23 protein-coding genes and 1 tRNA gene are annotated in these 23841 nt (G+C 67.3%); 23 read left to right on the top strand and 1 reads right to left on the bottom strand.

Features of this window, described 5'->3' with window-relative positions:
• The first annotated feature begins 55 nt into the window (after positions 1-55).
• The 23 genes from B5G20_RS03390 (at position 56) to B5G20_RS03280 (ending at position 22919) form a co-directional block, all read left to right on the top strand.
• Complete coding sequence (locus B5G20_RS03390) at positions 56-538, top strand: hypothetical protein (protein ID WP_087355053.1); 483 nt, start codon at positions 56-58, stop codon at positions 536-538.
• A 28-nt stretch (positions 539-566) separates the two neighbouring features.
• Positions 567-1730 (top strand): ribosome small subunit-dependent GTPase A, encoded by a 1164-nt coding sequence (rsgA, locus tag B5G20_RS03385; protein WP_087355051.1) that lies wholly within the window; start codon positions 567-569, stop codon positions 1728-1730.
• A 453-nt stretch (positions 1731-2183) separates the two neighbouring features.
• Positions 2184-2954: a Flp pilus assembly protein CpaB gene (gene cpaB, locus B5G20_RS03380; RefSeq protein WP_239286864.1), complete on the top strand. Its 771-nt coding sequence runs from the start codon at positions 2184-2186 to the stop codon at positions 2952-2954.
• Entirely contained in the window at positions 2954-4672 is a 1719-nt protein-coding gene (locus B5G20_RS03375; RefSeq protein WP_087355047.1) for a P-loop NTPase, read from the top strand. Before cpaB ends, B5G20_RS03375 begins: the two co-directional genes overlap by 1 nt.
• Positions 4669-6003, top strand: a complete 1335-nt coding sequence (locus B5G20_RS03370; protein WP_087355046.1) for a CpaF family protein — start codon at positions 4669-4671, stop codon at positions 6001-6003. The genes B5G20_RS03375 and B5G20_RS03370 overlap by 4 nt, the downstream gene beginning before the upstream one ends.
• Positions 5982-6953, top strand: a complete 972-nt coding sequence (locus B5G20_RS03365; RefSeq protein WP_087355044.1) for a type II secretion system F family protein — start codon at positions 5982-5984, stop codon at positions 6951-6953. Before B5G20_RS03370 ends, B5G20_RS03365 begins: the two co-directional genes overlap by 22 nt.
• Before the next feature lie 128 nt (positions 6954-7081).
• A complete protein-coding gene (locus B5G20_RS03360) occupies positions 7082-7594 on the top strand; it encodes a type II secretion system F family protein (RefSeq protein WP_239286848.1) in 513 nt (170 codons plus the stop codon).
• A gap of 280 nt (positions 7595-7874) precedes the next feature.
• The gene (locus B5G20_RS10540; RefSeq protein WP_087355267.1) at positions 7875-8054 is read left to right on the top strand and encodes a class III signal peptide-containing protein; all 180 of its coding nucleotides are present in this window, start codon (positions 7875-7877) and stop codon (positions 8052-8054) included.
• A 92-nt stretch (positions 8055-8146) separates the two neighbouring features.
• Complete coding sequence (locus B5G20_RS03350; protein ID WP_143750207.1) at positions 8147-8743, top strand: hypothetical protein; 597 nt, start codon at positions 8147-8149, stop codon at positions 8741-8743.
• Positions 8744-9064: 321 nt separating this feature from the next.
• The gene (locus B5G20_RS03345) at positions 9065-9250 is read left to right on the top strand and encodes a hypothetical protein (protein WP_087355038.1); all 186 of its coding nucleotides are present in this window, start codon (positions 9065-9067) and stop codon (positions 9248-9250) included.
• A 37-nt stretch (positions 9251-9287) separates the two neighbouring features.
• Positions 9288-9791, top strand: coding sequence for a TadE family protein (locus B5G20_RS03340; protein WP_239286847.1), 504 nt, complete (start codon positions 9288-9290; stop codon positions 9789-9791).
• On the top strand, positions 9763-11802 hold the full coding sequence (locus B5G20_RS03335) for a hypothetical protein (RefSeq protein WP_204207633.1): 2040 nt from the start codon (positions 9763-9765) through the stop codon (positions 11800-11802). Before B5G20_RS03340 ends, B5G20_RS03335 begins: the two co-directional genes overlap by 29 nt.
• Positions 11799-12263, top strand: coding sequence for a hypothetical protein (locus tag B5G20_RS03330; RefSeq protein ID WP_343283986.1), 465 nt, complete (start codon positions 11799-11801; stop codon positions 12261-12263). The genes B5G20_RS03335 and B5G20_RS03330 overlap by 4 nt, the downstream gene beginning before the upstream one ends.
• Before the next feature lie 434 nt (positions 12264-12697).
• Positions 12698-12901 (top strand): DUF192 domain-containing protein, encoded by a 204-nt coding sequence (locus tag B5G20_RS10535; RefSeq protein ID WP_239286846.1) that lies wholly within the window; start codon positions 12698-12700, stop codon positions 12899-12901.
• Between the two features lie 310 nt (positions 12902-13211).
• The gene (locus B5G20_RS03320; protein ID WP_087355032.1) at positions 13212-13661 is read left to right on the top strand and encodes a helix-turn-helix domain-containing protein; all 450 of its coding nucleotides are present in this window, start codon (positions 13212-13214) and stop codon (positions 13659-13661) included.
• A 309-nt stretch (positions 13662-13970) separates the two neighbouring features.
• Positions 13971-14043: transfer RNA gene (locus B5G20_RS03315), tRNA-Phe, on the top strand.
• 294 nt (positions 14044-14337) lie between these two features.
• A complete protein-coding gene (locus B5G20_RS03310; RefSeq protein ID WP_087355030.1) occupies positions 14338-15402 on the top strand; it encodes a cellulase family glycosylhydrolase in 1065 nt (354 codons plus the stop codon).
• A 13-nt stretch (positions 15403-15415) separates the two neighbouring features.
• Positions 15416-16582 (top strand): 16S rRNA (cytidine(1402)-2'-O)-methyltransferase, encoded by a 1167-nt coding sequence (gene rsmI, locus B5G20_RS03305; RefSeq protein WP_087355028.1) that lies wholly within the window; start codon positions 15416-15418, stop codon positions 16580-16582.
• Between the two features lie 263 nt (positions 16583-16845).
• Entirely contained in the window at positions 16846-18459 is a 1614-nt protein-coding gene (gene metG, locus B5G20_RS03300; RefSeq protein ID WP_087355026.1) for a methionine--tRNA ligase, read from the top strand.
• A gap of 136 nt (positions 18460-18595) precedes the next feature.
• Positions 18596-19477 carry a 16S rRNA (adenine(1518)-N(6)/adenine(1519)-N(6))-dimethyltransferase RsmA gene (rsmA, locus tag B5G20_RS03295; RefSeq protein WP_087355024.1) on the top strand — a complete coding sequence of 294 codons (882 nt, stop codon included), beginning with the start codon at positions 18596-18598 and terminating at the stop codon, positions 19475-19477.
• Entirely contained in the window at positions 19474-20646 is a 1173-nt protein-coding gene (locus B5G20_RS03290; RefSeq protein ID WP_087355022.1) for a TatD family hydrolase, read from the top strand. The genes rsmA and B5G20_RS03290 overlap by 4 nt, the downstream gene beginning before the upstream one ends.
• 141 nt (positions 20647-20787) lie before the next feature.
• A complete protein-coding gene (locus B5G20_RS03285) occupies positions 20788-22239 on the top strand; it encodes a PHP domain-containing protein (RefSeq protein WP_239286845.1) in 1452 nt (483 codons plus the stop codon).
• Between the two features lie 17 nt (positions 22240-22256).
• On the top strand, positions 22257-22919 hold the full coding sequence (locus B5G20_RS03280; protein WP_087355020.1) for a pentapeptide repeat-containing protein: 663 nt from the start codon (positions 22257-22259) through the stop codon (positions 22917-22919).
• A 120-nt stretch (positions 22920-23039) separates the two neighbouring features.
• Here the strand turns inward: B5G20_RS03280 and B5G20_RS03275 are convergent, their stop codons facing one another.
• Positions 23040-23834, bottom strand: a complete 795-nt coding sequence (locus B5G20_RS03275; RefSeq protein WP_087355018.1) for an acyl-ACP thioesterase domain-containing protein — start codon at positions 23832-23834, stop codon at positions 23040-23042.
• Between the last annotated feature and the right edge of the window lie 7 nt (positions 23835-23841).

Raw genomic sequence — 23841 nt, 5'->3', positions numbered from 1 at the left:
CGTGCTGCCGGGCCCGGGGCTGGACCGTGGGGCTTCGGAACGGGTGGTGAGGACCATGAGGGACAAGGCGGGCGAGCTGGTTGCACCCGATATGTGGCTGACGGAGGACATGCTGGCGCCAGATGGCGAAGACGAGCCGGGCGACGAGGGCGCATGCGGCGCGGACGCGTCTGGCGAGGACGGTCGCGCGCCGTTTGAGCTGCCCGCGCCCGCGTACTCGTCGATGGAGCGCTACCGGGAGTTCGTTGACGGGTGCTTCGGCAGGCGGGGAGGGTTCAACCCGCAGGATCCCGTCCACCGTCAGGTTAGGATCATGCTGATGTGCGGGGCGGTGATCTATACGCTTGCCGACGGCAGGGAGGTCGTCGTTCCGGCACCCGAGGTGCTCACGGCAGTGTTTCCCGGCAAGGACTTCTCGCCGCGGTCACAGCTGCGCAGTGCCATGCCGCAGCATGCCGTTGAAGCCCCGCGCGGGTGCAAGGCGGCAGATTGCCGGTCTTGGAGCCTCTTGGTTAGCCCAGACAAGACGCTGCTATAATCTCCGCAGGTAGCTTGCGGAGGTTTGCATGGCAAAGAAAGCTCGGAAGAAGACGGGTTCGCGCGCCGGCGCTCGGCGGCGTGCAGGGGCGGACGCGGCTCTGGATGCCGCGGCGATCGCATCGCTGCCCTCCGGCGCGGCCCTGGCCGATGCCCCGTCGTTCGACGACCTCCGTGTGGACGATGCGCAGCGCGCGGCCTTTGAGGAGTTCCGGGCGGGGAGCGACGCTCCCGACGAGATGCACCTCGGGTTTGTGATCAGGCTCGACCGGGGGTTTCCCCTGGTGACGACGGCGGAGGCGACGTTTCGCGCCGAGCACGCCGTGGGTTTTGCCAAGCGCGACCGCGAGCGCGACGAGGGGCTGTTGCCCGCCATCGGCGACGCGGTAGCTGTGCGCCTCGCCCCGGGGCACGACATGGGCGTGATCGAGCGTGTGCTGCCGCGGCGCAACGCCTTCGAGCGGTGGCGTGGCAAGAACCGCGGCGAGCGGCAGGTGCTCTGCGCCAACGTTGACCGCGTGCTCGTGGTGGCGGCGCTCGGGGCGGGCGAGGTGCTGCTCGACCGCATCGCGCGCTCCCTCGTGCTCGCGGCGGATTGCGGCGCGGCGGCGACCGTGGTGCTCACCAAGGCCGATCGCTGCACGCCGGACGAACTCGAGCATGAGCTTGGGCGCGTGCGGCGGCTGGTGGGCTCGGGCGTTGACGTGGTGGTGACCTCGTCGGCGGAGGGTGAGGGCGTCGACGCAGTGCGCGAGCGTGTACCGGTGGGGACGTGCGCCATGATTCTGGGAGAATCGGGCGCGGGTAAGTCCACCCTGCTCAACGCGTTGCTTGGGCATGAGGTGCTGGCCACGAGTGCCGTGCGCGAGCGCGATGACGCGGGCCGGCACACCACGGTCGCGCGCGTGATGGTCTTGCTCCCCGGTGGCGGGGTGGTTGCCGATGCGCCGGGTCTTAGGAGCTTGCCCCTGGTGGGGCATGAGCGCGGGCTGGCGCGCGTCTTTCCCGAGGTGGTGGAGGCGGCGCACGGTTGTCGCTTTAACGACTGCACGCATACGCATGAGCCGGGTTGCGCGGTGCGCGAGGCCGAGGCCGCGGGCGAGCTCGACTCGGTGCGGCTCGAGGCGTGCCTGACCCTGGCACGGGCGATGCGCGTGAGTGCCCAGAGTCTCGACCCGGATGTAAAGCTGTAGCGGGTGCGCTGCCGGTGCCGTTGGGTGCCGGGGCGCTGCGCGGTGCGGGCGCGCGGCGTGTGGCGGAGCATATATAGGCGTGCGGGCGGCTTGTTGGGCCGCCTGTTTTTTGCACGGGCTCGCGAGCAGAAGGCGTGCGTCTTGGGGTGGCGCCCGAGCGGCGTGGAGGTTCTGTGTCGCTTTGTGTCAGAAAAAGTGAGTTGAGCCAAACTTTAAACGCTTCAATGTTTGTCCAACCAAATCCTGACCGTTTTTCTACGGCTTCTGTCACGAATCTAACCGGGTGGTTAGATTCGTGACAGCTTTTGGTAAGAACGTGTCGAACTTTCTCAGATTGATCTAAGCCCTCTGACCTGCCGCTTTGAGAATGAAACCAGGGGGAGCCGTCGGGGCGCTCCCGGTTCTTCTGGAGCGGAGGCGCGCGTGAAACGGACGACCAAATTGCTATTGAGTGTGACCTCGGGGGTGCTGGCTGCAGCGCTCGCCCTTTGGTACGGCTCCTCCGTGCGCGCCGAGGCGGAACAGGCTCGGCAAGAGGCACTCGCCGCATATGGCGGCGAGCTCGTGAGCGTTTGCGTGGCGTCGCGCGACATCGATGCCGGCGAGGCGTTGAGCGAGGCGAACGTGCACGTTGAGGAGTGGGTTGCGAGCCTGCTCCCCGACGGAGCGGTGACCTCGGTTGCCGACATTGCCGGATCGCGAGCGACCTCGAGCATCCCGGAGCGGGCGGTGATTTGTCCCGTCTACCTCGAGCAGGAGGACGGCGCCATTGAGGTGCCTGCGGGCACGGTGGCGGTTTCGGTCCCCGTGGATGAGGAACACGCGGTGGGCGGCGCCATATCTCCGGGCGACCAGGTTGATGTCTACGTTTCTAACAACGGCGTTGCCGACCTGCTCTGCCGGGCGGGCGTGATCGACACGAGTGCGCATGGCAAGGAGACCGAGGGCACGACCATCTCGTGGGCGACCCTGGCGATTGAGCCGGAGCGCGTGACTGAGGTGCTCGCGGCGACGGCAAAGGGGTCGGTGAGCCTGACGCTCCCGGATGCGACGCTCGACCAGGAGGCCGAGGGTGGTAGCACGGACGATGCCGAAGAGGCGGATGAAGCTGCGAGCGACGGTAAGGCCGATGATGCCGGCGCGGAGGGCGATGGCGATGCGTCTGCCGGCAAGGAGGCCGATGGTGCGGCTGCCGATGCCGCGGCGAGCGGGGGAGGTGCCTGATGGGGAAGATTTGGCTCGCCTGCTGCAGTTGCGCAGGCTACCCAGAGATTCAGCGAGAAGTCGAGGCGCGCGAGGCGTCTGCCCACATATTGCGCGTGGCCGACCTTGCGGCGCTGGGGCGCATGGTCGAGGCGTTTGTGCGGTCGAGCGGCTCGATTTCGGTTGCGCTGCGCGGAGGGTGCGACGAAGGGCTGCTGCGCACCGTTGCGGACCTGGCGCACAACGGGGGCGTGCGGCAGGTTGTGGTGGTGCTCGACGACCTCGACCCCGGGTTTATCGCACAGCTTTTCCAAGCGGGTGCAACCGAGGTCATCGCGGGGAGCGGAGACGCCCCGAATGCTAGCGAAAACAGGGAGTGTCCGGAGACGGGGCACCGTATCACCGGAGGGCGTGCTGCACCGCCCCGCGATGACGTACGTTTGGCTGCTGGGAGCGATGCTGCCACGCGGCAGGCGGCCCAGACGAGGACGGCGCCCGCCTCCCTGGCTGAGGCGGCGCCATGTACGGCAGGGCGGTACCGGTTTGTGGACGACCTTGATGAGCCCGATGCGTGTCGGGCTGATGACCTCGGCGGACGCGTGGCGTCGTTGGGGGCGCCTGCATCGTCTGCGCGCGGTAGGGCCGGCGATGGGGTGCCGCCCGGCGAGCGGCACGCTGGTGGGACCGCTGAGGGCGTCGGTACGGGTGGCGACTCGCTTGAGGAGAGAGTCCATGCGCCGGCGGTGTGCGGTGCGGCGTCGGTAACGCCTGAGACGATGCACGCTGGCAACTACCCGGCGCGACCTGCGGATGCTGCTGCGTGGCCGGATCGGGTTGCTCCTCCGGGGTGCGTTCCCGTGCCGCGCGGGGAGACGTCCCAAGCGGGAGGCGATGCTCAGCAGGCTCGGCTCGTTGTGCTGGTGGCGGGCCGGGGCGGATGCGGCAAGACAACGCTTACCGCGGCGATGGCACTCAGGGCGGCGGCCCTTGAGCTGCGCACCGCGGTACTTGACCTCGATCTCATGTTTGGAAACCTTGCCACTTTGCTCGGCGTAGAGGAGCCGCATGATGCGGCGACGCTTGTGGTCCCGGCGCGCGCCGGCAGGCTCGAGGAGGCGGATATCGTGCGCGCCTCGATGCGGGTGGCACCGGGACTCACCGTGTGGGGGCCGGTGCGCGCACCGGAGCACGCCGAGCTCATGGGCGCGCCCGTGGAGCAGCTGATCAGGGTGATGCGCAGCGAGGCCGATCTCATCATCGTCGACACCTCGACATATTGGAGCGACGCGGTTGCCGCAGCGGTGGCGGCGTGCGACCGGTGCCTTGTGCTGGGCGATGCACGGACGGGGTCCGTTGCCGCTGCCGAGCGGGTCATCGACCTTGCAGCGCGGATTGGCGTGCCGCGCACCAAGATGGCGAGCGTCTTCAACCGGTTCTCGACGCACGACGCGAGCGAGGACGCTGCATCGCGGTTTGAGTTCACTACAGCGCTCGGCCTTAAGGGGCGCATCGCCGACGGCGGGTCGGAGCTCGCGGGGCTCGCGGCGCTGGGTCATCTCGATACGGCCATGGAACATCCCGGGGCCTTTCGCACGAGCGTGTGCGAGTTTACCGATCTTCTGCTGCGGGAGCTCGGCTGCTCCATCTTGGCGGGGGCCGAGATTCCCGAGGTGGCACCGGCTGCCGAGCGCCCGCGCATCCGGCTGCCCTGGAAGCACGGAGGAGGTGGAACCGCATGAGCGTGATGGCGCGCGTGGAGCGCGTGCGCAAGGAGCGGAGCAGTCGCTGCCGGCGTTCGGTGCGCGGAGCACGCGCCAACCGCTCGCTCATGAGTGCCGTTAAGCGTGGGGTGCTCGAGCGAGTTGGGTTTGACGAGATGGCCCATCTGGTGGCGGACGAGGAGGTCAGCCGTTCGCGCGAGGAGCTGCGCCCCGCCGTCGAGGCGGTGGTGAACGCGCAGAGTGCGCTCGAGCTCGAACCTGGCGAGCGCGAGGACGTGGTGGATTGCGCGCTCGATGACATCGTGGGGCTCGGCCCGCTTCAGCCACTGCTCGAGGACGACTCGGTGAGCGAGATCATGGTCAACGGCTGCCGCTCGGCGTTTTACGAGCGCGGCGGCGTGCTCTACCCCATGGAGAACCTCTTTGAGAGCGATGAGCAGATTCGCATTCTCATCGACCGGATCATCGCCCCGCTCGGCAGGCGCATCGATGAGCGGAGCCCGTTGGTCAACGCGCGCCTCAAGAGCGGTTACCGCGTCAACGCTGTGATTCCGCCCGTCGCGATCGACGGCCCCACACTCACCATTCGCAAGTTCTCCGACCGCATCACCTCGCTCAGGGAGCTTGTGGAGCTGGGGTCTCTGCCCGAGTGGTATGCCGGCCTGCTCTCGTGCGCTGTGGCGCTCAGGCAGGACCTTGCCGTCGTGGGCGGGACCGGTTCGGGCAAGACGACGCTCCTCAACGCGCTCTCGTGCGAGATTCCCACCGGCGAGCGCATCGTGACGATCGAGGACTCGGCAGAGCTTAAGTTCAGCCACCATCCGCATGTGGTCCGGCTGGAGGCGCGCGAGGCGTCGATTGAGGGAGAGGGTGCGGTAACCATCCGCGACCTGGTGGCAAACGCCCTGCGCATGCGCCCCGACCGCATCGTCGTGGGTGAGGTGCGAGGCGCCGAGGCCATCGACATGCTGAGCGCGATGCAGACCGGCCACGACGGTTCGCTTACCACGCTCCACGCTGGCAGCGAGGAGGAGGCGGTCGTGCGCCTGACGCTTCTGGCGCGTTACGGCATCAACCTGCCGTCGGAGCTCATCGAGGAGCAGATAGCACTTGCGCTCGACGGCATCGTGATGTCCGAGCGGCGCGCGGACGGCAGGCGCTTTGTCTCGTCGTACGCGGGGGTCTCGCGCGCGCCCGGCGGCGGAGTGGAGCTCGAGCGCTACGTGAGTTTTGACCGGGCGAGCGGTACGTGGTCGCTCGACCGGGAGCCACCGTTTATCGAGGAGGCGCTTGCCTCGGGCGAGCTTAGCGAGGAGGAGGTGGAGCAATGGCGGAGATCGTGCCCCTGATGGTGGGCGTGCTTGCGGCTTGCAGCGTGTGGGGGATGGCAAGTGCGGTGTGCGCACCGTATGGAGCGCTGGCGTCTGGTGCGGCGGGTGCGTGGGATGCCGAGGCGGCGCGAGCGCACCTTGCGGCCCGTGTTGTTGCCCTCGCGCGCGCGGCTGGGGCGCACGTGCCGGTGATGCCGCGCGGGGAAGGTGTACTCGATGCCTGGGCAGCGGAGGCGGCGCGTGTGGCGCGGCCGCTGGTTGGCGCGGCGGCCGATGAGCGGGTTTGCGCCCGCGGGCTTTTGGCGTTGGGGTGTCTTGGCGGTGCCGTGGCTGGCGCGGTGATTGCCCTGTCGCCCCTTGGTGCGCTCGTTGGCGCGGTGGCTCCGGTGGCGTTCTGTGCCGGAGCTGCGGCAAAGCGCTCTCGCGAGCAGGCGCGTCGCGTGGAGTCCGCTATGCCCGAGGCATTCCAGGCGCTTGCCATCTCGCTTGGGTCCGGCCATTCGCTGGCGCAGGCCCTGAGGTTTGTGGGCGGTCATGCGCAGGAACCCGTGCGGACGGAGTTCTTGCGTGCGGCGTCTGCCCTCACGTGCGGAGTTCCCGCACGTGAGGCGCTTGACGAGCTGCTGCGGCGTTTGCCGGCGCCGGGACTCGAGCTCGTGGCAACAGCGCTTGCCGTGTCGCAGCGCACCGGCGCCCCGCTCAAGGACCTGCTTGCGCAGGCGGCGGGCATGGTGGGCGAGCGCATCGAGCTGGCGCGGCGCCTTGAGGTCAAGACGGCGCAGGCGCGGCTCTCGGCACGCCTGGTGACGATCATGCCGCTTGCGATGGTGGGCGCCCTTGCGCTGCTCTCGCCGGATTTTCGCGCCGGGGTGTCATCGCCGGGCGGTGCGCTCGCCGTGGCGGTTGCGCTCGTGCTCGACGGATGCGCCTGGCTCATCATCCGGCGCGTTATGGAGGTGAGGCTCTGATGGCCGGCGGGTTGGCATCGATTGCAGCGATTGGCGGTGCTGTCGCGTGCGCTGTGGCGGTGGCGCTCTCGTGGAGCCCGGCAGAGCGGGCGTGGCTAAACGGAGAGGTGCGTAAAGCCTTGGAGCAGATGGCGCAGAGGCTACGGCGCCTGGTGGGCAGGCTGACAGCGGCGCGGTCGGCCGGCACAGGCGCTCCCGACGTCACGCTTGCGGAGGCCTCCGAGATGATCGACGTCATCAATCTGGGGCTTTCCGCCGGGCTTTCCTTCGATGCCTCGCTTGAGCTCTATTGCGGGTCGCGCCAGACACCGCTCGCCCGCGGGATGGCGCGTGCGCTGCTGGCATGGCGGATCGGCATCGGCTCGCGTGAGGAGGAGCTGACGCGTGCGGCGCGGTTGCTGGACTTGCGGGCGTTGGAGTCATTTGCCATCGCGGTTACCCAAGCGCTCGCGCTCGGGGCTCCTCTGGTGGACACGCTTGCTGCCCAGAGCCGCGAGATGCGCGCCGCGCACCGCGCCGAGGTGGAGCGGCAGATCGAGCGTACGCCGGTCAAGCTGCTCATCCCTACGGGGACGCTCATCTTGCCGGCCCTGCTGCTCTCGATCGTCGGTCCGCTTATGGCGGCGAGTGGCATGTGGTAGTGCGCGGTGCACAGGGGTGGCACGCATGCGCGACGGAGTGCTGCGGGGGCAGTGCGTGGCGGCGTGTAGATGAGAGCTGATGGAGGGAGGCACGATGAGGGGAGGTTAAGTGACTTAGGGCCATGTGGAGTGCAGGAGGAAGAAGCGGGAAGAAGGAGGAGTCATGTTGATGGGAAAGGTCGCGTGGGAGCAGGCGGAGAAGTGTGCGGCGGTCGTACCGGCGGGAGCAAAATCGGTTGCGCTACAGGCCCGCAACGCAGCGGCGTACGGTGGCGAGCGGCTGAGGTGCGCTTTGTGGCAGGCACAGCAACTGGCAAGAGAGGAGCGGGCGCAGGGCACAACGGAGTACGCCATCCTGGTTGGGGTCCTCGTGGTTATCGCGATCATCGCCATCGTGGCGTTTCGTGACCGGGTGAGCGAGCTGTGGACCGCCATCTCCGACGGCATCAACAGCCTGTAGCGCAACGCGGCGCGCGAGCCCGGAAGTGCGTGGGGACGGTCCGGCGTACCGGACCGTTCCGTCCCTGCGGGTCTGCAGGGTGGGTGCGGGTCGTGGCAGCGCTTCTCCTCGGCGTGTGCGGGCTGGGTGTTGCGATGGCTGCCGCCGGGGGTGCGTTCCGGGGCTGCACGCCGGATGTCGGGGCGACGGGGTCGGCTCAAACGGCGCCTGCCGATGGAGAAGGTGCCGGGGTGGGCTCTGCCGCGCCGGAAGCGGGTGGAGCGTTTGAAGAGGCTGGTGGTGGTTCGGAAGCCGCGGGCGCGGGAGCGAGTGGCAGCGAGTCGTCGGCGCCGCCGGATGCGAAGGCTGCCGACCTCTCGACAGAAACGTTTCTGGCCGAGCTTGCCCGCAAAAGTGAGGAGGCGGGTAGTGCGGCGACTTCGGAGGATGCCGGCGAGGTTGCCGTGAGCTGGACGGAGGAGCGTGGGTTGGTATCTCTCGCGTCCGATGTGCTAACCGCGTACGGCGATATCGCTACGGCCACGCTTGCCACGAGCGGTTACCTCGACCTCAGGGGCAATGTGTGGGCAGCTCTTGTGCAGGATGCGCGCGGATGGGTCGATGTGGTCACGGTGACATCGGCGGCGGATGACGGCTCGGCCACCGTGCACGTTGCGCGTCTGTTGGCGAGCGCGGCACCGGAGTCGTGACGAGGGGGTAAAGGGGTTGGAGACGATGGGGGAGGTTTTGCAATGGGGCGTAGGTCAACGGGGGCGCTGCACATGGCGCGCATTGCAGGTGCGCCGGCGGGGCAGCGGAACATTGGGATGGAGCCGCAGGACGCGGGAGCGGGCGCTCGGAGATCGAGCCGCCGCGGGGCGCGAGCGGAGTTTTCGATTCGGCACGAGGTTGACCCGGTCGGGCGACTGGCTGCGTTGCGTGCGTTCCCGTGGCAATCGAGGTGCGTCCGACCTGTCACAGACACCGATGCCATGCGAAGGGGAGACTGCGCCGGATGCGGGCCGCCGCGCATGGGGGAGGAGCGGGCGCAGGCGACGCTCGAGTATGCGCTCACCATCGTGGCCCTGCTTGCGCTCGCGGTGGGGCTTGCCTGTCTGTGGCGCGCGGGGGAGCGGGGCGTCTTTGTTGAGGCGGCCGAGCGGGCGGCGTCGCATCAGATGGATGGGCTTGGAGCCCTTGATATCGCGCTCTTTTGACATGGCGCGCCGGGCAGCACGTCGTGTGCGGTGGGTCTTGGGCGAGGCCACCGCGCAGGCAACGGTGGAGGCTGCCGTGCTGCTGCCGAGCTTTCTCATCGTCATACTGCTGGCGCTGCAGCCGGTTTGCGTGCTCTACACCCGTGCCGTTATGGAGGGTGCGGCGGCCGAGACGGCGCGGCTCATGGTCACGGGGGAGGCGGATTCTCGGGCCGAGGGGGAGTCTGGCGGCGATGGGTCCGATGCGTATCGCGCCTTTGCGCTCAGGCGGCTCGCGGCAGTACCCGACCTCTCGATTTTCCATGCGGGAGGTCCTCTCTCGTGGGATGTCGAGTGCTCACCCGCTTCGTCGGGGGAGGGCACCGTGCGCGTTGCCATTACGGGGGCGGTGACGCCGCTTCCGGTGCTCGGCGCATTCGTGGGGCTCTGGGGCTCGCGCAACGCTCAGGGCGATGTGGAGGTAACCGTTGAGGTGACCTATGCGGGTCGCCCGTCATGGCTGGAGGGGAGTTATGAAACGTGGACTGCGGCTTGGGATTGACCTGTTCATCGAGGACGGCGCCTACACCACGGTGGCTGCTGCCGTAACCATGCTGGTAACGCTCACGTTGCTCTTCTCGGCGATTACGGCGGCGTGGACCCTCTCCCGCTCGGGGGAGGTGCAGGTTGCAGCTGATGCCACGGCGCTTGCTGGGTCCAATGTGGTTGCGTCCTACCGCACGGCGGCTACGGTGGCCGATGCGGCGGTGCTGAGCATGGGGCTCGCGGGGCTCTGCACCACCGGGGCCGGCTTGGTGGGCATGCTGGTGCCGGGTGCGCAGGCCGCCGCGGGCGAGACCGTTCAGGCGGGGATCCGCATGCTCGAGCTCAGAAACAAGCTGGCGGCCTCGGCGTCGCGCGGGCTCTCCGCGCTCGAGTCCGCGCTGCCGTACTTGGTGGCCGCCAATGCGGCGCGCACCTGTACGGCGCAGGGGAGCGAGCAGGTCTCGTACACGGGCACAGCGCTCGCGGTCCCGCGCGATTCCGCATCGGAGTTTCCGGCGCTTGAGGGTGAGGGCATCCCCACCGAGGGGCTCTCTCAAGCATCGGACGAGCTAGGCGCGGCTGCCGAGCGCCTTGCCGAGGCCTCCGCCGCTACCGAGGAGGCCAAGCGGGCTGCCTGGTTGGCAGACTGCGGCAGCGACGGCGCCAACATGCAGGAGCGGGCGGCGCGTCTCTCGGGCCTTACTGCCAGGGAGAACCCCGACTATGCCTCGAGCATCACGTGGGAGCCTCAGGTCGGTCTCGATCGTGCCCGGGCGTACTATCGCTGGCGCTTGGCCCATAACGAGCCCGAGGGGCCCGGAACTGAGGCTGCAGCCGATGCCGCCGCGCGCTCTGCGTTCTACCGCTTTGCGCTCGAGGAGCTCGAGGCGGCGCGGATCGAGGAGGTGGACGGGCGGGTGGTCTCCACGGTTCCGCTTCTGCCCCGCAATACCGACGATGTGCGGGCGACCTCCCTCTACACCGAGGCGGTTTGGCCCTCCACGGTCGAGGCGGAGGGACTCACGCTTCACTACAGCGCGGCCTGCCCGGGCGCTGCGGGCGCGGCGGGGCCGGCACTTTCGCTCGCCGCGACCGAGAACGGAACGGCGCGGGAGTGCCCCACCTGCCGGTTTGGAGTTGGCGACGTGGGTCGTGCGCCGGCTGCTTCGACCTCCATCGAGAACGGTTTTGAGTACCACCTGCGAGCCTTCACGCTCGCGCTCAACGAGTACATCTCCTGTCGCGACCGGGAGCTCGAGCTTGAGCAGGAGGTTCGACAAGAGGCGGAGGGTGCCTCGGATGCCTTTGAGGCGGCACTCGGAACGCTCGCGGGCAAGCGACCGCACATCGCCCCGCCCGGGCGCGACGGGTGCGTCGGCTTTGCCGTGACGGGCGAGGTGACAACGCCCGAGGAGCTCGAGAGCGCCTTTGCGCCCGGAGGGATGCTTACCGCGCGCGGTGCCGTTGCGGGATCGGTGCTCGCCCCGGACCCCGCGACCGAGGAGAACAATGTGCTTGCGGATTTCTTCAGCACCATCGCCTCGCGCACGAGCGGCGGAGGTGCGGCGGGACTTATCGACGACGTGATGGGGCTGTGGGGCCGGCTGCTCGTGACGTACGGCAATGCGGCTGACGGTCTCGCGGGGGTGATGGACGACCTGCTTGGCGGACTTAGCTCGCTCGGCATGGGGTCGATAGCCTCGTGGCTCTCCAACCAAGTGAGCGGTGCGGTTCATGCTCTTGGGCTCGAGCCGGTGGACCTCACCCTCATGAAGCCGGTGCTCACCGACTCCGCCAACGTTATAGCACGGTCGGGTTCGTCGGGGCTCTCGGACGTGCAGAGCGCGCTTCGATCGCTTCCCGTGGGGTCTACGGATCCGGCGCCGATGATGCAGGCGCTCTCGTACGAGGTGGGGGAGACCTTGAGCGGCGCCACGTTCACCCTTGCGGAGATTCCGCTGCCCGGCGGCGGGTCGATTCCCCTCACCATCCAAGTGCAGGACCTGATGGGAGGCGAGCTGCCATGATGCGCGTCAGGGCACACGAGACGTCGGCGCAGGCGATGGTCGAGATGGCGGTCGTGCTCCCCACTCTCCTGGTGCTTGCACTCATCGTCTACAACCTGATGCTCTACGCCGCGGCAGTGGTGCGCTTTGATCGGGTGGCGGCCGATGTGGTGATGGCCCAGGGTGTCTCGCCTGCAGGCGGCGAGGAGGCTGCGGACGCGGTTGAGGCGGTAGAGGGTGAGCTTGCCCGGGCCATGGGCGACTACCCCGTTGAGGTGTCGGTTTCCTGCGATGAGGAGGGTGCGGAGAGCGCGGCGATGCTCTCGCTCGTGGGTGCGCTTCACACGTACCGGTGCACGATGCGTTTCTCGCCCTGGCCGAGCGGGCTTTCTATCGCGGGGGTGCGTCTGGGGGCTCCGGCGGTTCTGGAGCACGAGCGGGCGGTCACGGTCGATCCGTGGCGCCCGGGGGTGGTGATGTAGCGATGCGGCGGATCGAGAGACAGAGGCGGTCGGTGCAGGGCGTTGGCCGATGTGATGCGACGGACTCGAGCATTCGATGCCGTATGGTGCGTGCGACTCGTGCGGCGCTTGTCCGCGCCCGCAGGAGGTTTGCTCGCATGCGGGCGGCGGAGTGGCTGCGCAGCCGGCGGTTTCCTGCCCGGGCTCCCATTGTGGTGCTCGACCCGTATGGGTTTCGTCGGGCGCTCCGAGAACTTGGGTGGGAGCCGGCGCGGCTTGTGGTGGCGGAGCGTTTCGTGCCACGGCTCCGAGGGTTAACCGGTTTTCCGGCGCCGGATGCTGGCGCACCGGCCGCGCCGACAGCGCCGGACGCGGCGGCACGCAAGGTACCGCGTGGGGACATGCGGTCTCTCGCGATGGGGTTTCCGCGGTGCCGCTCGGTCCACACCTGCTTTATGAACTACCCCATTGACGTGGCGTTTCTCGATGCATCGGGGCGTGCGATTGAGGTCCATGTGGCCGTCGGTCCATGGAAGGTTCTCTCATGCCCCGGCGCCGTATCGGTGCTCGAGCGGCCCACACCGCGCGGCCACGAGCCGCCGAGCCTGCGCCTTGTGGCACCCGCGCCGTCCCCACCGTCCTATCCCGATGCTGCCTAGCAGGTCGTTTGGGTGACTGCTCCGTCTGTGGAGGCGATTGGTCCGGTGCTAACGAGGGTCATATATCTTAACACATGTTAAGATATAGGTACCGGAGAGGAGCTGGGTTGCAACGGCGAGAGCTGGTGAGGCTCCTGCTGCGGGCGGGGTTTGTGTCCCGGGGAGGATCGAAGCACGAGCTGTTCACGCGGGGAAGGAAAGGGTCCTGGTAAAGCGCCATCGAGAGATTGAGGACCAGGTGGCGCTTCGTATTCTACGCGAGGCCTGGCTGCGTTGATAGTGGTGAGCGTGTCACCTAAGGAGGAGCCGCATGGTGTACATCTGGGAGTTTGAGTTCTTTGAGTCAAACGGAATGGTCGATGCGTTTCCGTGCGGAGACCTTGGCTACGGGGCGACCTATGGCGAGAATCTGCAGGAGGCCGTAGAGATGGCAGCGGATTTTCTGATGACGGTGGTGGACGACCATCTGATGAACGGGGTGGCGTTGCCGCCCATGGAATTTGGTCATACGCCTGAGCGTGGAGGGCAGATCATCGCCATCGCAGTCTCCCGTGAGCTTGATGATATCCCCGCGATGACCGCCTCGGACGCAGCGCGGGAGCTCGGGGTAACAAGAGCGCGGGTGTCGCAGCTTATCAGGGCGGGCTTGCTCGACTCATGGAAGGACGGGACGCGTCGCATGGTGTCGCGCGCTTCGGTCGAGGCGCGCAAGGAGGATGACCCAAAACCGGGGAGGCCTTGTTCTTCTGAGGCGGCATAGCATGACGGCCAGCCGCGTGTAGCAGTTGCGGGCAACGTGTGGGGTTGGGATGTCGCCTGCCTTGGAGATGGGCTGACGGCGCGCCCTCGTGTTTGGGCGCCGCTCAACGATTGGCCGCGGGTGCGCGACGGAGCGGCGTGCGCCCCTGCACGTTTACGCACGTAGCGTACCGTGCCCGATTGGGTATTGACGGTCCATCGTGCGAGCAGGAAGTGTCCCCTCGAGTGTACCTTGAAAATTGAACGAGATTCGTGCTTGACCTCGCAGACGATTTTGGTATATTTAACAAGCTGTCCTTGAGACAGCCCCGGTCAGATAGCTCAGTTGGTAGAGCAGAGGACTGAAAATCCTCGTGTCGGGGGTTCGAATCCCTCTCTGACCACCCTTTGCATTGCGAGCCCAGGCACCGTGCCTGGGCTTTTTTCGTAGTGCGGCATGTTCTGGCGGCAAGGGCGCCGTCTTTCAGGGTTTTGCGGCCCCCGACCGCATGGCGGGCTGCGTAACAGCCGATGGCCTGGGCAATGGTGCGAGCAAGGCCCAGTAGCTTTGCCAAATGACGTACTCCGGGATGCCGGGAGCGCGCGATTGCCAACCGAGAAGCCCGGCTCCGCAGCTCGTTCGGCTATACTCAGGGGCACCGATATGCGCGAGGCGCGAGCGAGAGAGAGGGGACGGCATGACTGAAAGGATCCGCGGCGTCAATCTTTCCGGATGGTTTATCCCGGAGCCCTGGGTCACGCCATCGCTCTTTGCGGCAACGGGCGCGTCTAACGACTCCGAGCTGCAGAGCGCTCTCGGTGCGACCACCTACAACGAGCGCCTGCGTCGCCACCTCGAGACCTTTATCTCCGAGGACGACTTTCGCCGCATCACGGCCATCGGCCTCAACGCCGTGCGCTTGCCCGTGCCGTGGTACGCCTTTGGTTCGCAAGGCGAGAGCGAGGTCTATATCCCCCTCGTCGACTACATCGACCGTGCCTTTGAGTGGGCCGAGAAGTACCATATGGGCGTGCTCCTCGACCTCGCAACGGTGCCCGGCGGCCAAGGCGATTCCAACGCCACGCCGAGTACGCCGGAATCCACTGCCGCTTGGCATTCGTCCGCCAACGGCCGCCATATCGCCCTCAACGTTCTCGAGCGGCTTGCCGCGCGCTACGGCATGCGCGAGGGTCTGCTCGGCCTTGAGCTCCTCGATTCGCCAATCATGAGCCGACGCCGCGGGTTCTTTAATGTAACGGAGGGTATTCCGAGCCACTACCTGCGCAATTTCTATCGCGATGCCTACGAGCTCGTGCGCCTGCACATGGCCGACGACAAGCTCGTGGTCTTCTCTGCCTCGGGCGACCCGGCCGCGTGGAAGCACTTTATGCGGGGCGACAAGTACGAGGGCGTTGCCATGGACGTGCATCTCTATCATTACCGCGACGAGCATGCCCAGGACATCACGAGCCCGCGCGGCCTCTCGGCGGCGATTGCGCGCAACCGCAAGCTCATCAAGGAGGCGCGCGCGGCAGGGTTCCCCGTGATCGTGGGCGAGTGGTCGGGCGCGGCGGTCTTTGCCAACGCGTCGATGACGCCCGAGGGCCATGCCGCCTACGAGCGCGTCTTTATCTCTAACGAGCTCGCCTCGTTTGCTGATGCGCGCGGCTGGTTCTTCCAGACCTGGAAGACCGAGAAGCGCATCCCCGCGTGGGACGCCCGCGTGGCGCTCGGCACGCTCGAGCGCGCGATGATCGATTAGCGCGGAGGTGCGCATGGCGGGGAAGAGCCGGGCGGACGCGCGCGTGGTGGACGCAGCCGCGCTGGATAAGGCCGGAGCGGGTGTGAGTGCGCCGGGGGCGAACGTGCCGGAGGTTGCCGCACCGAAGACAGCCGCACGGGAAGTGGTCGTGCCGGGCGCAAGCGTCCCAGAGGTGGACGCTCCGGGAGCAGATTCTCAGCGTGCCGGCACCGCGACGGCGTCCAAGGCATCACGCAAGACGCGGGGTGCCGCTGCTCGATCGGGCCGGCTTTACGTGGTCGGCACTCCCATCGGCAATCTCGGCGACCTCTCGCCGCGCGCCGTCGAGGCCTTCCGAGCAGCGGATGCCGTTTGCTGCGAGGACACGCGGGTGACGGGTAAGCTGCTCGCTGCTGCAGGCGTCTCGCGCCCGCTTATCCGCTGCGACGAGAACGTGATCGCTCGCCGCGCCCCGGAGCTCGTGGAACGTCTCGCCGCAGGCGAGGTGCTCGCTTTTGCCTCCGACGCGGGGATGCCGGGAGTGTCCGACCCCGGGCAGGTGCTCATTGAGGCGGCGCGTGCGGCCGAGGTGCCCGTGGAGGTCATCCCTGGGCCGACGGCCTGCATCACCGCGCTTGTGAGCTCGGGCATTGCCTGCGACCACTTCTTCTTTGAGGGCTTTTTGCCCCGCAAGGCGGGGGAGCGCGCTCGCCGTCTGGCCGAGCTTGCCCCGGTGCCGGGGGCGCTACTCTTTTATGAGTCGCCGCACCGCGTAGGGGCGACACTCGATGCGCTCGCCGTTGCCTTCCCCGCGCGCGAGGCTGCGCTCTGCCGCGAGCTCACCAAGCTCCACGAGGAGGTGCTGCGCGGCACTGCGGTAGAGCTTGCCTCTGAGGTAGCCCAACGTGAAGAGACGGGTGCGCCGCTCAAGGGCGAGATGGTAATCGTGGTGGCTCCGCCCAGCGCTGAGGAACTTGAGGTCCTCGGTCGTCTGCACGCTGCGGGCCTGGCCGCGGCGCAAGGGGATGGCACCGCAGCGGGAGCAGGCCCCGCGCTCGACCCCGACGAGGCGCTCCGTGCCGATATCCTTCGCGCTCTCGAGGAGGGCGAGCCGGCCAACGCCATCGCCAAGCGTCTCTCGCAGCGGTACTCCCGCCGCAAACGCGCGGTCTATGAGCTCGTGCTCGAGCTCCAAGGGTGACGTTCCGCAGGCAGCGCCACTTGCGGTACCATGTGTTTCTAGAGAAACGCTGATCAAAGCATTCCGCATCTAGCCGCGCCGTGTCGGGCGCCTGCGGGCTTACATTGCGTCGGGGCAGCGCCGCTGCGCCTTCCTCGCCTTTGCCCGCATCCGCCTCGCCACGGCGTCTCTGGTCGCGAATGCTGGTAATCGGCGCTTCCCCATCTCAAGCGCCTTGCCCCGGGTCTCATGCCCGCCGGCTCGCAATAGGAAGGATCCGCGCCATGGAGCACACCAAGCCGTCGTACTACATCACCACGCCCATCTACTACGTCAACGCCAAGCCGCATCTCGGAACGGCGTACTGCACCATCCTTGCCGATGTGCAGGCGCGCTTCCGCCGCGCGTGCGGGTGCGACGTCAAGTTCCTCACCGGCATGGACGAGCACGGCGAGAAGGTCGCCGAGGCGGCAGAGAAGAACGGCTTTGACTCGCCGCAGGCCTGGTGCGATTCCATGGAGCCGGCCTTCGCTGACCTCTGGCGCACGCTCGAGATTTCCAACGACGACTTCATTCGCACCACCCAGCCGCGCCACATCGCGGGCGTCCAGAAGTTCCTCCAGGTGCTCCTCGACCGCGGCTATATCTACAAGGGCGCCTACGACGGCTGGTACTGCCGTCCGGACGAAACCTACTTTACCGACACGCAGGTCCGCCACCACGAGGAGGATCGCCGTGCCGCCGGCGAGGAGCCGGCCGACCCGGAGCATCCGCTCTGCCCCGACTGCGATCGTCCGCTCGAGCGCATCAAGGAGGAGAGCTGGTTCTTCAAGCTTTCCGAGTTCCAGCAGCCGCTTCTTGACTTCTATGAGGCGCATCCCGACTTTATCCAGCCCGAGACCCGTCGCAACGAGGTGCTCAGTTTTGTGAAGGGCGGTCTCAAGGACCTCTCCATCAGCCGCTCGACCTTTGACTGGGGCGTGCCCTTCCCCTTTGACGAGAAGCACGTGGCCTACGTGTGGGTGGACGCGCTCATCAATTACATCACGGCGCTCGGCTACGGTTCGGACGACGAGTCGGAGTTCCACCGTCGCTGGCCCGCGCAGGTTCACGTGGTGGGCAAGGACATCATCCGCTTCCACTGCGTGATCTGGCCGGCGCTCCTCATGGCGGCGGGGCTGCCGCTGCCCGAGCGCGTCTTTGTGCACGGCTTCCTCACGGTGCGTAACGAGGAGACGGGCAAGATCGAGAAGATGAGCAAGAGCCGCGGCAACGCCATCGCCCCCGAGGAGGTCATCGACCTGCTGGGCGTCGAGGCCTACCGCTATTACTTTATGACCGACGTGGCGCACGGCACCGACGCGCCCATCAGCTGGGGCCGTATGCGCCAGGTCTACAATGCTGACCTTGCCAACAGCTGGGGCAACCTTGTGTCGCGCACGCTCAACATGAGCGTCAAGTACTTTGACGGTTGCGCGCCCGTGCGCCCTGCGGACTTTGATGCGCCCTCGCCGGTGCGCGATGCCTGTGCGGGTGTCTTTGAGCGCTATGCCGCCGCGATGGAGCAGATGGATTACGGTGCGGCTGCGGGTGAGGTGTTCGCCATCGTCTCGGCTGCGAACCACTACATCGAGGACAGCGCGCCCTGGGCGCTCGCCAAGGATCCCGAAAAGGCTGACGAGCTCGCCCGTGTGATCTGGAGCCTCATCGAGGTCATCCGCATTGCGGCTGAACTCTATGAGCCCTTCATGCCGTGCATCTCGGCCGAGGTGCGCCGCCGCCTGTCGCTTTCCACCGAGCCTTCGACGGACCTTGCCGCCGCGTGCGTGTGGGGCGGCCTGGCCGGCGGTGAGCCGGTGGAGAAGGGCGATCCGCTGTTCCCGCGTCTCGTGGATTGACGGCTTGCCGTAGCGCCCCACCTTGCCCTTCGCCCGTAGCGCGTGGGGCATACCTGCCCCCGTTCAGGGCAATCTGGGGCCCTGCGGCAGCCCTCGGTATCTGCGCGAGCAGCATCTTAGGTGAGAGGAACCTTATATGACCACATCACCGCTGGCGAGTCCTGCCGCCACGCGCGAGCTGCTCGAGGCGTTTGGCCTGGCGACCAAGCACCGTCTGGGCCAGAACTTCCTCATCGACAACCATGTGATCGAGCGCATCATGGCGCTTGCCGGGCTCACGGGCTCCGAGCGCGTGCTCGAGGTGGGGCCGGGCATCGGCACGCTCACGCTCGCGCTCGTGGAGGAGGCGAGCCGGGTGGTCTCCATCGAGATGGACCACGAGCTCGAGCCCGTGCTCGCCGCCCACGCCCAGGCGCACCCCTCCTTTAGCTTCATCATGGGCGACGCCCTCAAGGTCCCGCTCGCCTCCATAGCCGAGGCGGCGGGCGGGGAGCCCACGGTCTTTGTGGCAAACCTTCCCTACAACGTGGCGGCGACGATCATCCTCTCCTTCTTTGAGCAGATGCCGGCGCTCGAGCGTGCGGTCGTGATGGTTCAGAAGGAGGTAGCGGACCGCATCGCGGCGCGTCCGGGCACCAAGGCCTACGGCGGCTATACGGCAAAGCTCGCGCTTTTTGCCGAAGTCACGGGGCGCTTTGAGGTGCCGCCGCGTTGCTTTTTGCCCGCCCCGCACGTGGATTCTGCGGTGGTGCGGCTCGAGCGCGTGGCTGCACCCGGACCCGAGGCGGCGCGCACCATGCGCGTGATCGACGCCGCCTTTGCCCAGCGCCGCAAGACCATCCGCAATTCCATGAGCTCGTCGGGCTTTGACAAGGCGCTGCTCGATGTCGCCTTTGAGAGCACGGGTATCGCACCCACCGCTCGAGCGGAGACGCTCTCGGTTGCGGACTTTACGCGGCTGACCGAAGAGCTCGACCGCCTGGGCGCGTTTGCGTCGGACGCAAAGGATGCGCGATGAGCAGGGTGTGTGGCGTGCCCGGTGCGACCGCTACTGCCGATGCGCCTCTTTCTGCTGTAGCGGCGGCCCCGGCGGGAAGTTTGGCGGCGCCTCTCGTTTTTACCAAGCACGTCAAGCATCGCGAGAAGACGTACGAGGCGCCCGCCCCGCTTGCTCCGCTTTTTGACACCCATGCGCACCTCACCTGCTTTTGGACAAAAGACCCGGCCGAGGTGCTCGTGCGTGCGGCGCGGGCGGGTGTGCGGCGCATCGTGACGCTTTACGACCCGCTTGGCGACGACTTTGACGGCCTTGCCGCCTACCAAGAGCAGCTTGCGGTATGGCTCGACGCTGCCCGTGCGCTTGCGGGGGCGGATGTGTGTGCTGGTGCGCCTACTGCGGGTGATGCCGAGCGCGCGCTTGCGGCAGGTCTGGGCAGTGGCGCTACGGTGACGGCGCCAGCTACGGCGTCGCCGATGTCGAATGCGGCGACTGCGCCGGCCACGGTAGCAGCAGGTGCGCTCGACCTCATCGATCACGTCCGCTATCTCGTGGGTGTGCACCCCTATGGCGCGCCCGATTACACCGACGCCACCCATGCGGTGCTCGAGGCCGCGCTCAACGATTCGCGGTGCACGGGCATTGGCGAGATCGGGCTCGACTACCACTTTGACGCGGACGATCAGATCGAGGCAGCGCCGCACGACGTGCAGATTGAGGTCATGGCCCGTCAGCTCGAGCTTGCCGTGACGCGCAACGTCCCCGTTGAGCTGCACCTGCGCAACGACGATGCCGACGAGCGCCGCGAGGCCCATGCCGACGCGCGGCGCGTGCTCGTCGAGGTGGGCGTGCCGGCGGCGGGATGTGTGCTCCACTGCTTTGGCGAGGACCGCCCGACTATGGAGCGCTTTCTCGAGCTGGGCTGCCATATCGCCTTTGGCGGCGCGGCGACCTTCAAGCGCAACGAGCACATCCGCGAGGCCTTTGCCGCATGCCCGCTCGACCGCATCCTCTTTGAGACGGACTGCCCCTACATGGCGCCCGAGCCCATCCGCGGGCTGGAGTGCGAGCCGGCCATGATCGCTTTCACCGCCGATGCCCTCTGCCGAGACCGTGCGGGGCGCACGGGTGAAGGTGCCGCGGAGATTGCCCGTGCCGCTTGGGAGAACGCCTGCCGGCTCTTTGGATAGTTTGGCCTCTGCGTTTGCTGCGGGCTGCGGGGTCATCATGCGAGCTTCAAGCCGCGCTTTCCCGCTACTCCACGTGAGCTGTCGGAGCTTGGTGTCCGTACGCCGGGGTACCATGGTTGCAAACGTGGGTGAGGAGGCGCCATGGGCAAGAAGCGCAAGAAGCAGGAGAAGGCGCGCAAGAAAGAGCGGAAGGCTGTCGAGCGCAAGGCGTTGAGCCCGGCCGAGCGTTTCGATGCATTGCTGGACGGGCGATGGTTTGCTGGGAGCGACGGTGCGCCCGATGCGGCGTCTAACCCGGAGGCCAAGCCGGCAAAGCGCAAGAAGCACGGCAAGCACGCTAAGCATGCCGAGTGTGCTGGGCGCACAGAGCGCACCGCATCGGGCAAGCCTGAGAAGGCGGCAATGGCTGGCACATCCGGCAAGCACCGGGCACAACGGGCTACTGAGTCCGACGCCATCAAGAGGCTGCCCACTCCCGCCGATGCGCGCACCGCGACGGAGGCCCCGGTAGGCCGAGCATCCGGCAGCACGCTGAGCTCGACCCCGGCGCAAGCCGCCTCAAAACGCGATACGTCCGCGCCGGCCGGCCGCGCCGCGGCCACCGTCGCGCCCGGTGCCTCGCGCGTCACAGTGCCCGACCGCACCGCCGCACTTCCCTCCGCAGCCGCTCGCGCATCCCTTCCCGCTCCTACGCCGCGGCGGGCGGCGTTTCGCACGGTTGCGGGCGCGTGGGACCTACACAGCCACTCCGTCTTCTCCGACGGTTCCTGCACGCCCGAGGAGCTCATCGCCGAGGCGCTCGAGGCCGGCTTGGAGCGTCTTGCCATCACCGACCACGATAGCCTGCGCCAACTCAGTGCCGTGCGCGCTTGCGCCCGTCGGCTCAACTTCCCGGTGCTCGCGGGCACCGAGGTCTCGGCACGCGACTACGTCACCGGTCGCAACGTCCACATCCTCGCGTTTGGTCTCGAGGCCACGTCGGACGGGTCGGGCCCGCTCGAGCGCCTCGTTAACGATACACTCTACCAGCGCACGGCCAACACGCTGTGGCAGGCGTGGGTGCTCAAACGCCGCGGGGCGGAGTTCTCGGGGCGTTACATCTCGCTCGACAACGTGGTGGAGACGGCGGGGCAGAGCCTCGGCGTCTACAAGCAGCACGTTATGGAGTCGCTCACGCACCGGCATCACGAGGACCCCGATTACCAGTTCTTCTATCAGTGCCAGTTTAAGGGCGAGAGTCCGGCCAACCACGATATCCGCTATCCCGCGGCGGCTGACGCCGTGCGTGCCGTTCGCGAGCAGGGCGGCGTGCCCGTGCTTGCGCATCCCGGCCAGATGAACTCGTGGGTGTCGCTGCCCGAGCTCGTGCAAGCCGGGTTGCTCGGCATCGAGGCGTACCATCCCGACCATGGCGCGGTTGATGAGGAGCTCGCCTTTGAGGCGGCGGCGCGCTACGGGCTCTTCGTAACGGGCGGTAGCGACTATCATGGCAAGTATGGGGCGCCCGCCGCACTCGGCGAGGCGTTCGTCATGCCGGAGGAAGCTGGCGAGGCGGTTGAGCAGCTGTTCCGTCGCGAGCGCAAGCTCGCCTAGCGGCAGGAGGGTGCCGGATGAAGCGCAAAGCCACGACCTATGCCCAGGTGAGCGAGGCCATCGGTGCGCACATCACGCGCGATGAGCTGCTGTACACGCTCGCGGCGGGCGACGAGACTGTCTCGATGAGCTCGTTCTCGGGTCTGGAGCTTGCGGGGGTCGATGCGGGCGACACGACCTTTGAGGAGCTCGTCTTTCACGATTGCACCTTTGAGGACGTCGACTTCTCGCGGAGCACCTTCGCCAATGTTCGGTTCATCGGATGCCGTTTTATCACCTGTGCCATGAGCCGCTGCTGGTTGAACCGCGTTGATTTTTGCGGTTGCTCGGCACCGGGACTCTCCGTTCTAAAAAGCCGACTCACCGGCGTGTCGCTGAGCGATTGCCAGCTGCGCTACGCCGACTTTTCCGAGGCAACGATCAAGGGCCTGCGCGCCTCGTTTACCGTGCTGGCCGAGAGCTCGTGGCACGCGTCGAACCTGAGCGATGCGCGTTTTGCGGACTGCGACCTCACGCGCGCCGAGTTCTTCCGCACGCGCCTTGCCGGGATCGACCTTTCGACCTGCGAGATCGCGGGTCTGGTGCTCTCGAGTGACTTCCACGAGCTCCGCGGCTGCATCATCGACCCCGAGCAGGCGGTCGACTTGGTGGGGATGCTCGGCGTGAAGATCAAGGAGTGAGAATCCGGGGACGGGTGCGTTTTTCTCAAAAGTGAGAAAAACGCACCCGTCCCCGGATTCTCACCCCCGGATTCTCACCCCCGGATTCTCACCCCCGGATTCTCACCCCCGGATGCTCGCTTATCGCAGCTCAACCACGGCGTAGGGTGCGCCGTTCTCGTCGGCGAGCGACGTTACCACCCGCTCGGGCTCAATCGCCACGCACGGCACGATGACGTCTCCCAGCACGGCGGCTCGTCGGTAATCCACCCGCACCTCGCGCACGCCACGCTCGCGCACCGCGCCCGGGATGCGCTCGAGCGGCAGCTGCTCGAGCGCCATCTGCACATAGTGGCAGTTGTTGACGTGCTCGTTGGTGTCTATGAGGCTCGGCCCCACGGTCAGGGGCGTGCCGGGCTCCAGCTGCTCGGGCACGGGGATGTGGCGGCTCTCGGCCGGCAGCTCAAAGGGCTCGGCGGTACCGTAGGGCTCAACGTGGTCGGCGCTGGGGCGAGTGGGCCGCCCGCGGTCGAGGTCCATAAAGGCCCAGGCGGAGTTGCCGCGCACAATGAGCCGGCCCGACTCGTCGCGCAGGTAGAAGCTGCGCATGCCCTGGACTCCGCGAAAGCTCGTGGCAAAGGTCCCCACCGCGATGGGCTCGCAGAGCGACGGGTAGCGGTCGACCACAATCTGCCAGTGAACGAGCACCCAGGCGCGCGCCTCGTGCTTGAGCCATGCCGCCCCGAGGCCGAGCATCTCGGACTGAAAGATGCTGCAGTCCTGGAAGGCGTTGATGATCGCCGGCAGCGTCATGAGGCCACGATGTCCCACCTCGCTGTAGCGCACCTGGCAGGGGTACTCAAAGGCGTTGGACGCGGGCAGGTCGGTAGGTGTGGCGGGGGTTTGCGGGCGAGCTTCCGGGCAGGTGGGGGACATGGTGCTC

This window comes from Collinsella sp. An7 (assembly GCF_002159335.1).
Classification (GTDB): Bacteria; Actinomycetota; Coriobacteriia; order Coriobacteriales; family Coriobacteriaceae; genus Coprousia.
Note: the sequence above shows the minus strand (reverse complement) of the source record. Positions and strands in the feature narration are given on the sequence as shown.

Excerpts from the sequence above, each read along its gene's own strand:
- B5G20_RS03275 (WP_087355018.1), bottom strand. The coding sequence starts at position 23,834 with ATGTCCCCCACCTGCCCGGAAGCTCGCCCGCAAACCCCCGCCACACCT.
- B5G20_RS03330 (WP_343283986.1), top strand. The coding sequence starts at position 11,799 with ATGATGCGCGTCAGGGCACACGAGACGTCGGCGCAGGCGATGGTCGAG.
- B5G20_RS03280 (WP_087355020.1), top strand. The coding sequence starts at position 22,257 with ATGAAGCGCAAAGCCACGACCTATGCCCAGGTGAGCGAGGCCATCGGT.
- B5G20_RS03320 (WP_087355032.1), top strand. The coding sequence starts at position 13,212 with ATGGTGTACATCTGGGAGTTTGAGTTCTTTGAGTCAAACGGAATGGTC.
- rsgA (WP_087355051.1), top strand. The coding sequence starts at position 567 with ATGGCAAAGAAAGCTCGGAAGAAGACGGGTTCGCGCGCCGGCGCTCGG.
- B5G20_RS03345 (WP_087355038.1), top strand. The coding sequence starts at position 9,065 with ATGGGGGAGGAGCGGGCGCAGGCGACGCTCGAGTATGCGCTCACCATC.
- B5G20_RS03370 (WP_087355046.1), top strand. The coding sequence starts at position 4,669 with ATGAGCGTGATGGCGCGCGTGGAGCGCGTGCGCAAGGAGCGGAGCAGT.
- B5G20_RS03390 (WP_087355053.1), top strand. The coding sequence starts at position 56 with ATGAGGGACAAGGCGGGCGAGCTGGTTGCACCCGATATGTGGCTGACG.
- B5G20_RS03365 (WP_087355044.1), top strand. The coding sequence starts at position 5,982 with ATGGCGGAGATCGTGCCCCTGATGGTGGGCGTGCTTGCGGCTTGCAGC.
- B5G20_RS03285 (WP_239286845.1), top strand. The coding sequence starts at position 20,788 with ATGGGCAAGAAGCGCAAGAAGCAGGAGAAGGCGCGCAAGAAAGAGCGG.
- rsmI (WP_087355028.1), top strand. The coding sequence starts at position 15,416 with ATGGCGGGGAAGAGCCGGGCGGACGCGCGCGTGGTGGACGCAGCCGCG.
- B5G20_RS03375 (WP_087355047.1), top strand. The coding sequence starts at position 2,954 with ATGGGGAAGATTTGGCTCGCCTGCTGCAGTTGCGCAGGCTACCCAGAG.
- metG (WP_087355026.1), top strand. The coding sequence starts at position 16,846 with ATGGAGCACACCAAGCCGTCGTACTACATCACCACGCCCATCTACTAC.
- B5G20_RS03310 (WP_087355030.1), top strand. The coding sequence starts at position 14,338 with ATGACTGAAAGGATCCGCGGCGTCAATCTTTCCGGATGGTTTATCCCG.
- B5G20_RS03335 (WP_204207633.1), top strand. The coding sequence starts at position 9,763 with ATGAAACGTGGACTGCGGCTTGGGATTGACCTGTTCATCGAGGACGGC.
- B5G20_RS03360 (WP_239286848.1), top strand. The coding sequence starts at position 7,082 with ATGGCGCAGAGGCTACGGCGCCTGGTGGGCAGGCTGACAGCGGCGCGG.
- B5G20_RS10535 (WP_239286846.1), top strand. The coding sequence starts at position 12,698 with ATGAACTACCCCATTGACGTGGCGTTTCTCGATGCATCGGGGCGTGCG.
- rsmA (WP_087355024.1), top strand. The coding sequence starts at position 18,596 with ATGACCACATCACCGCTGGCGAGTCCTGCCGCCACGCGCGAGCTGCTC.
- B5G20_RS03290 (WP_087355022.1), top strand. The coding sequence starts at position 19,474 with ATGAGCAGGGTGTGTGGCGTGCCCGGTGCGACCGCTACTGCCGATGCG.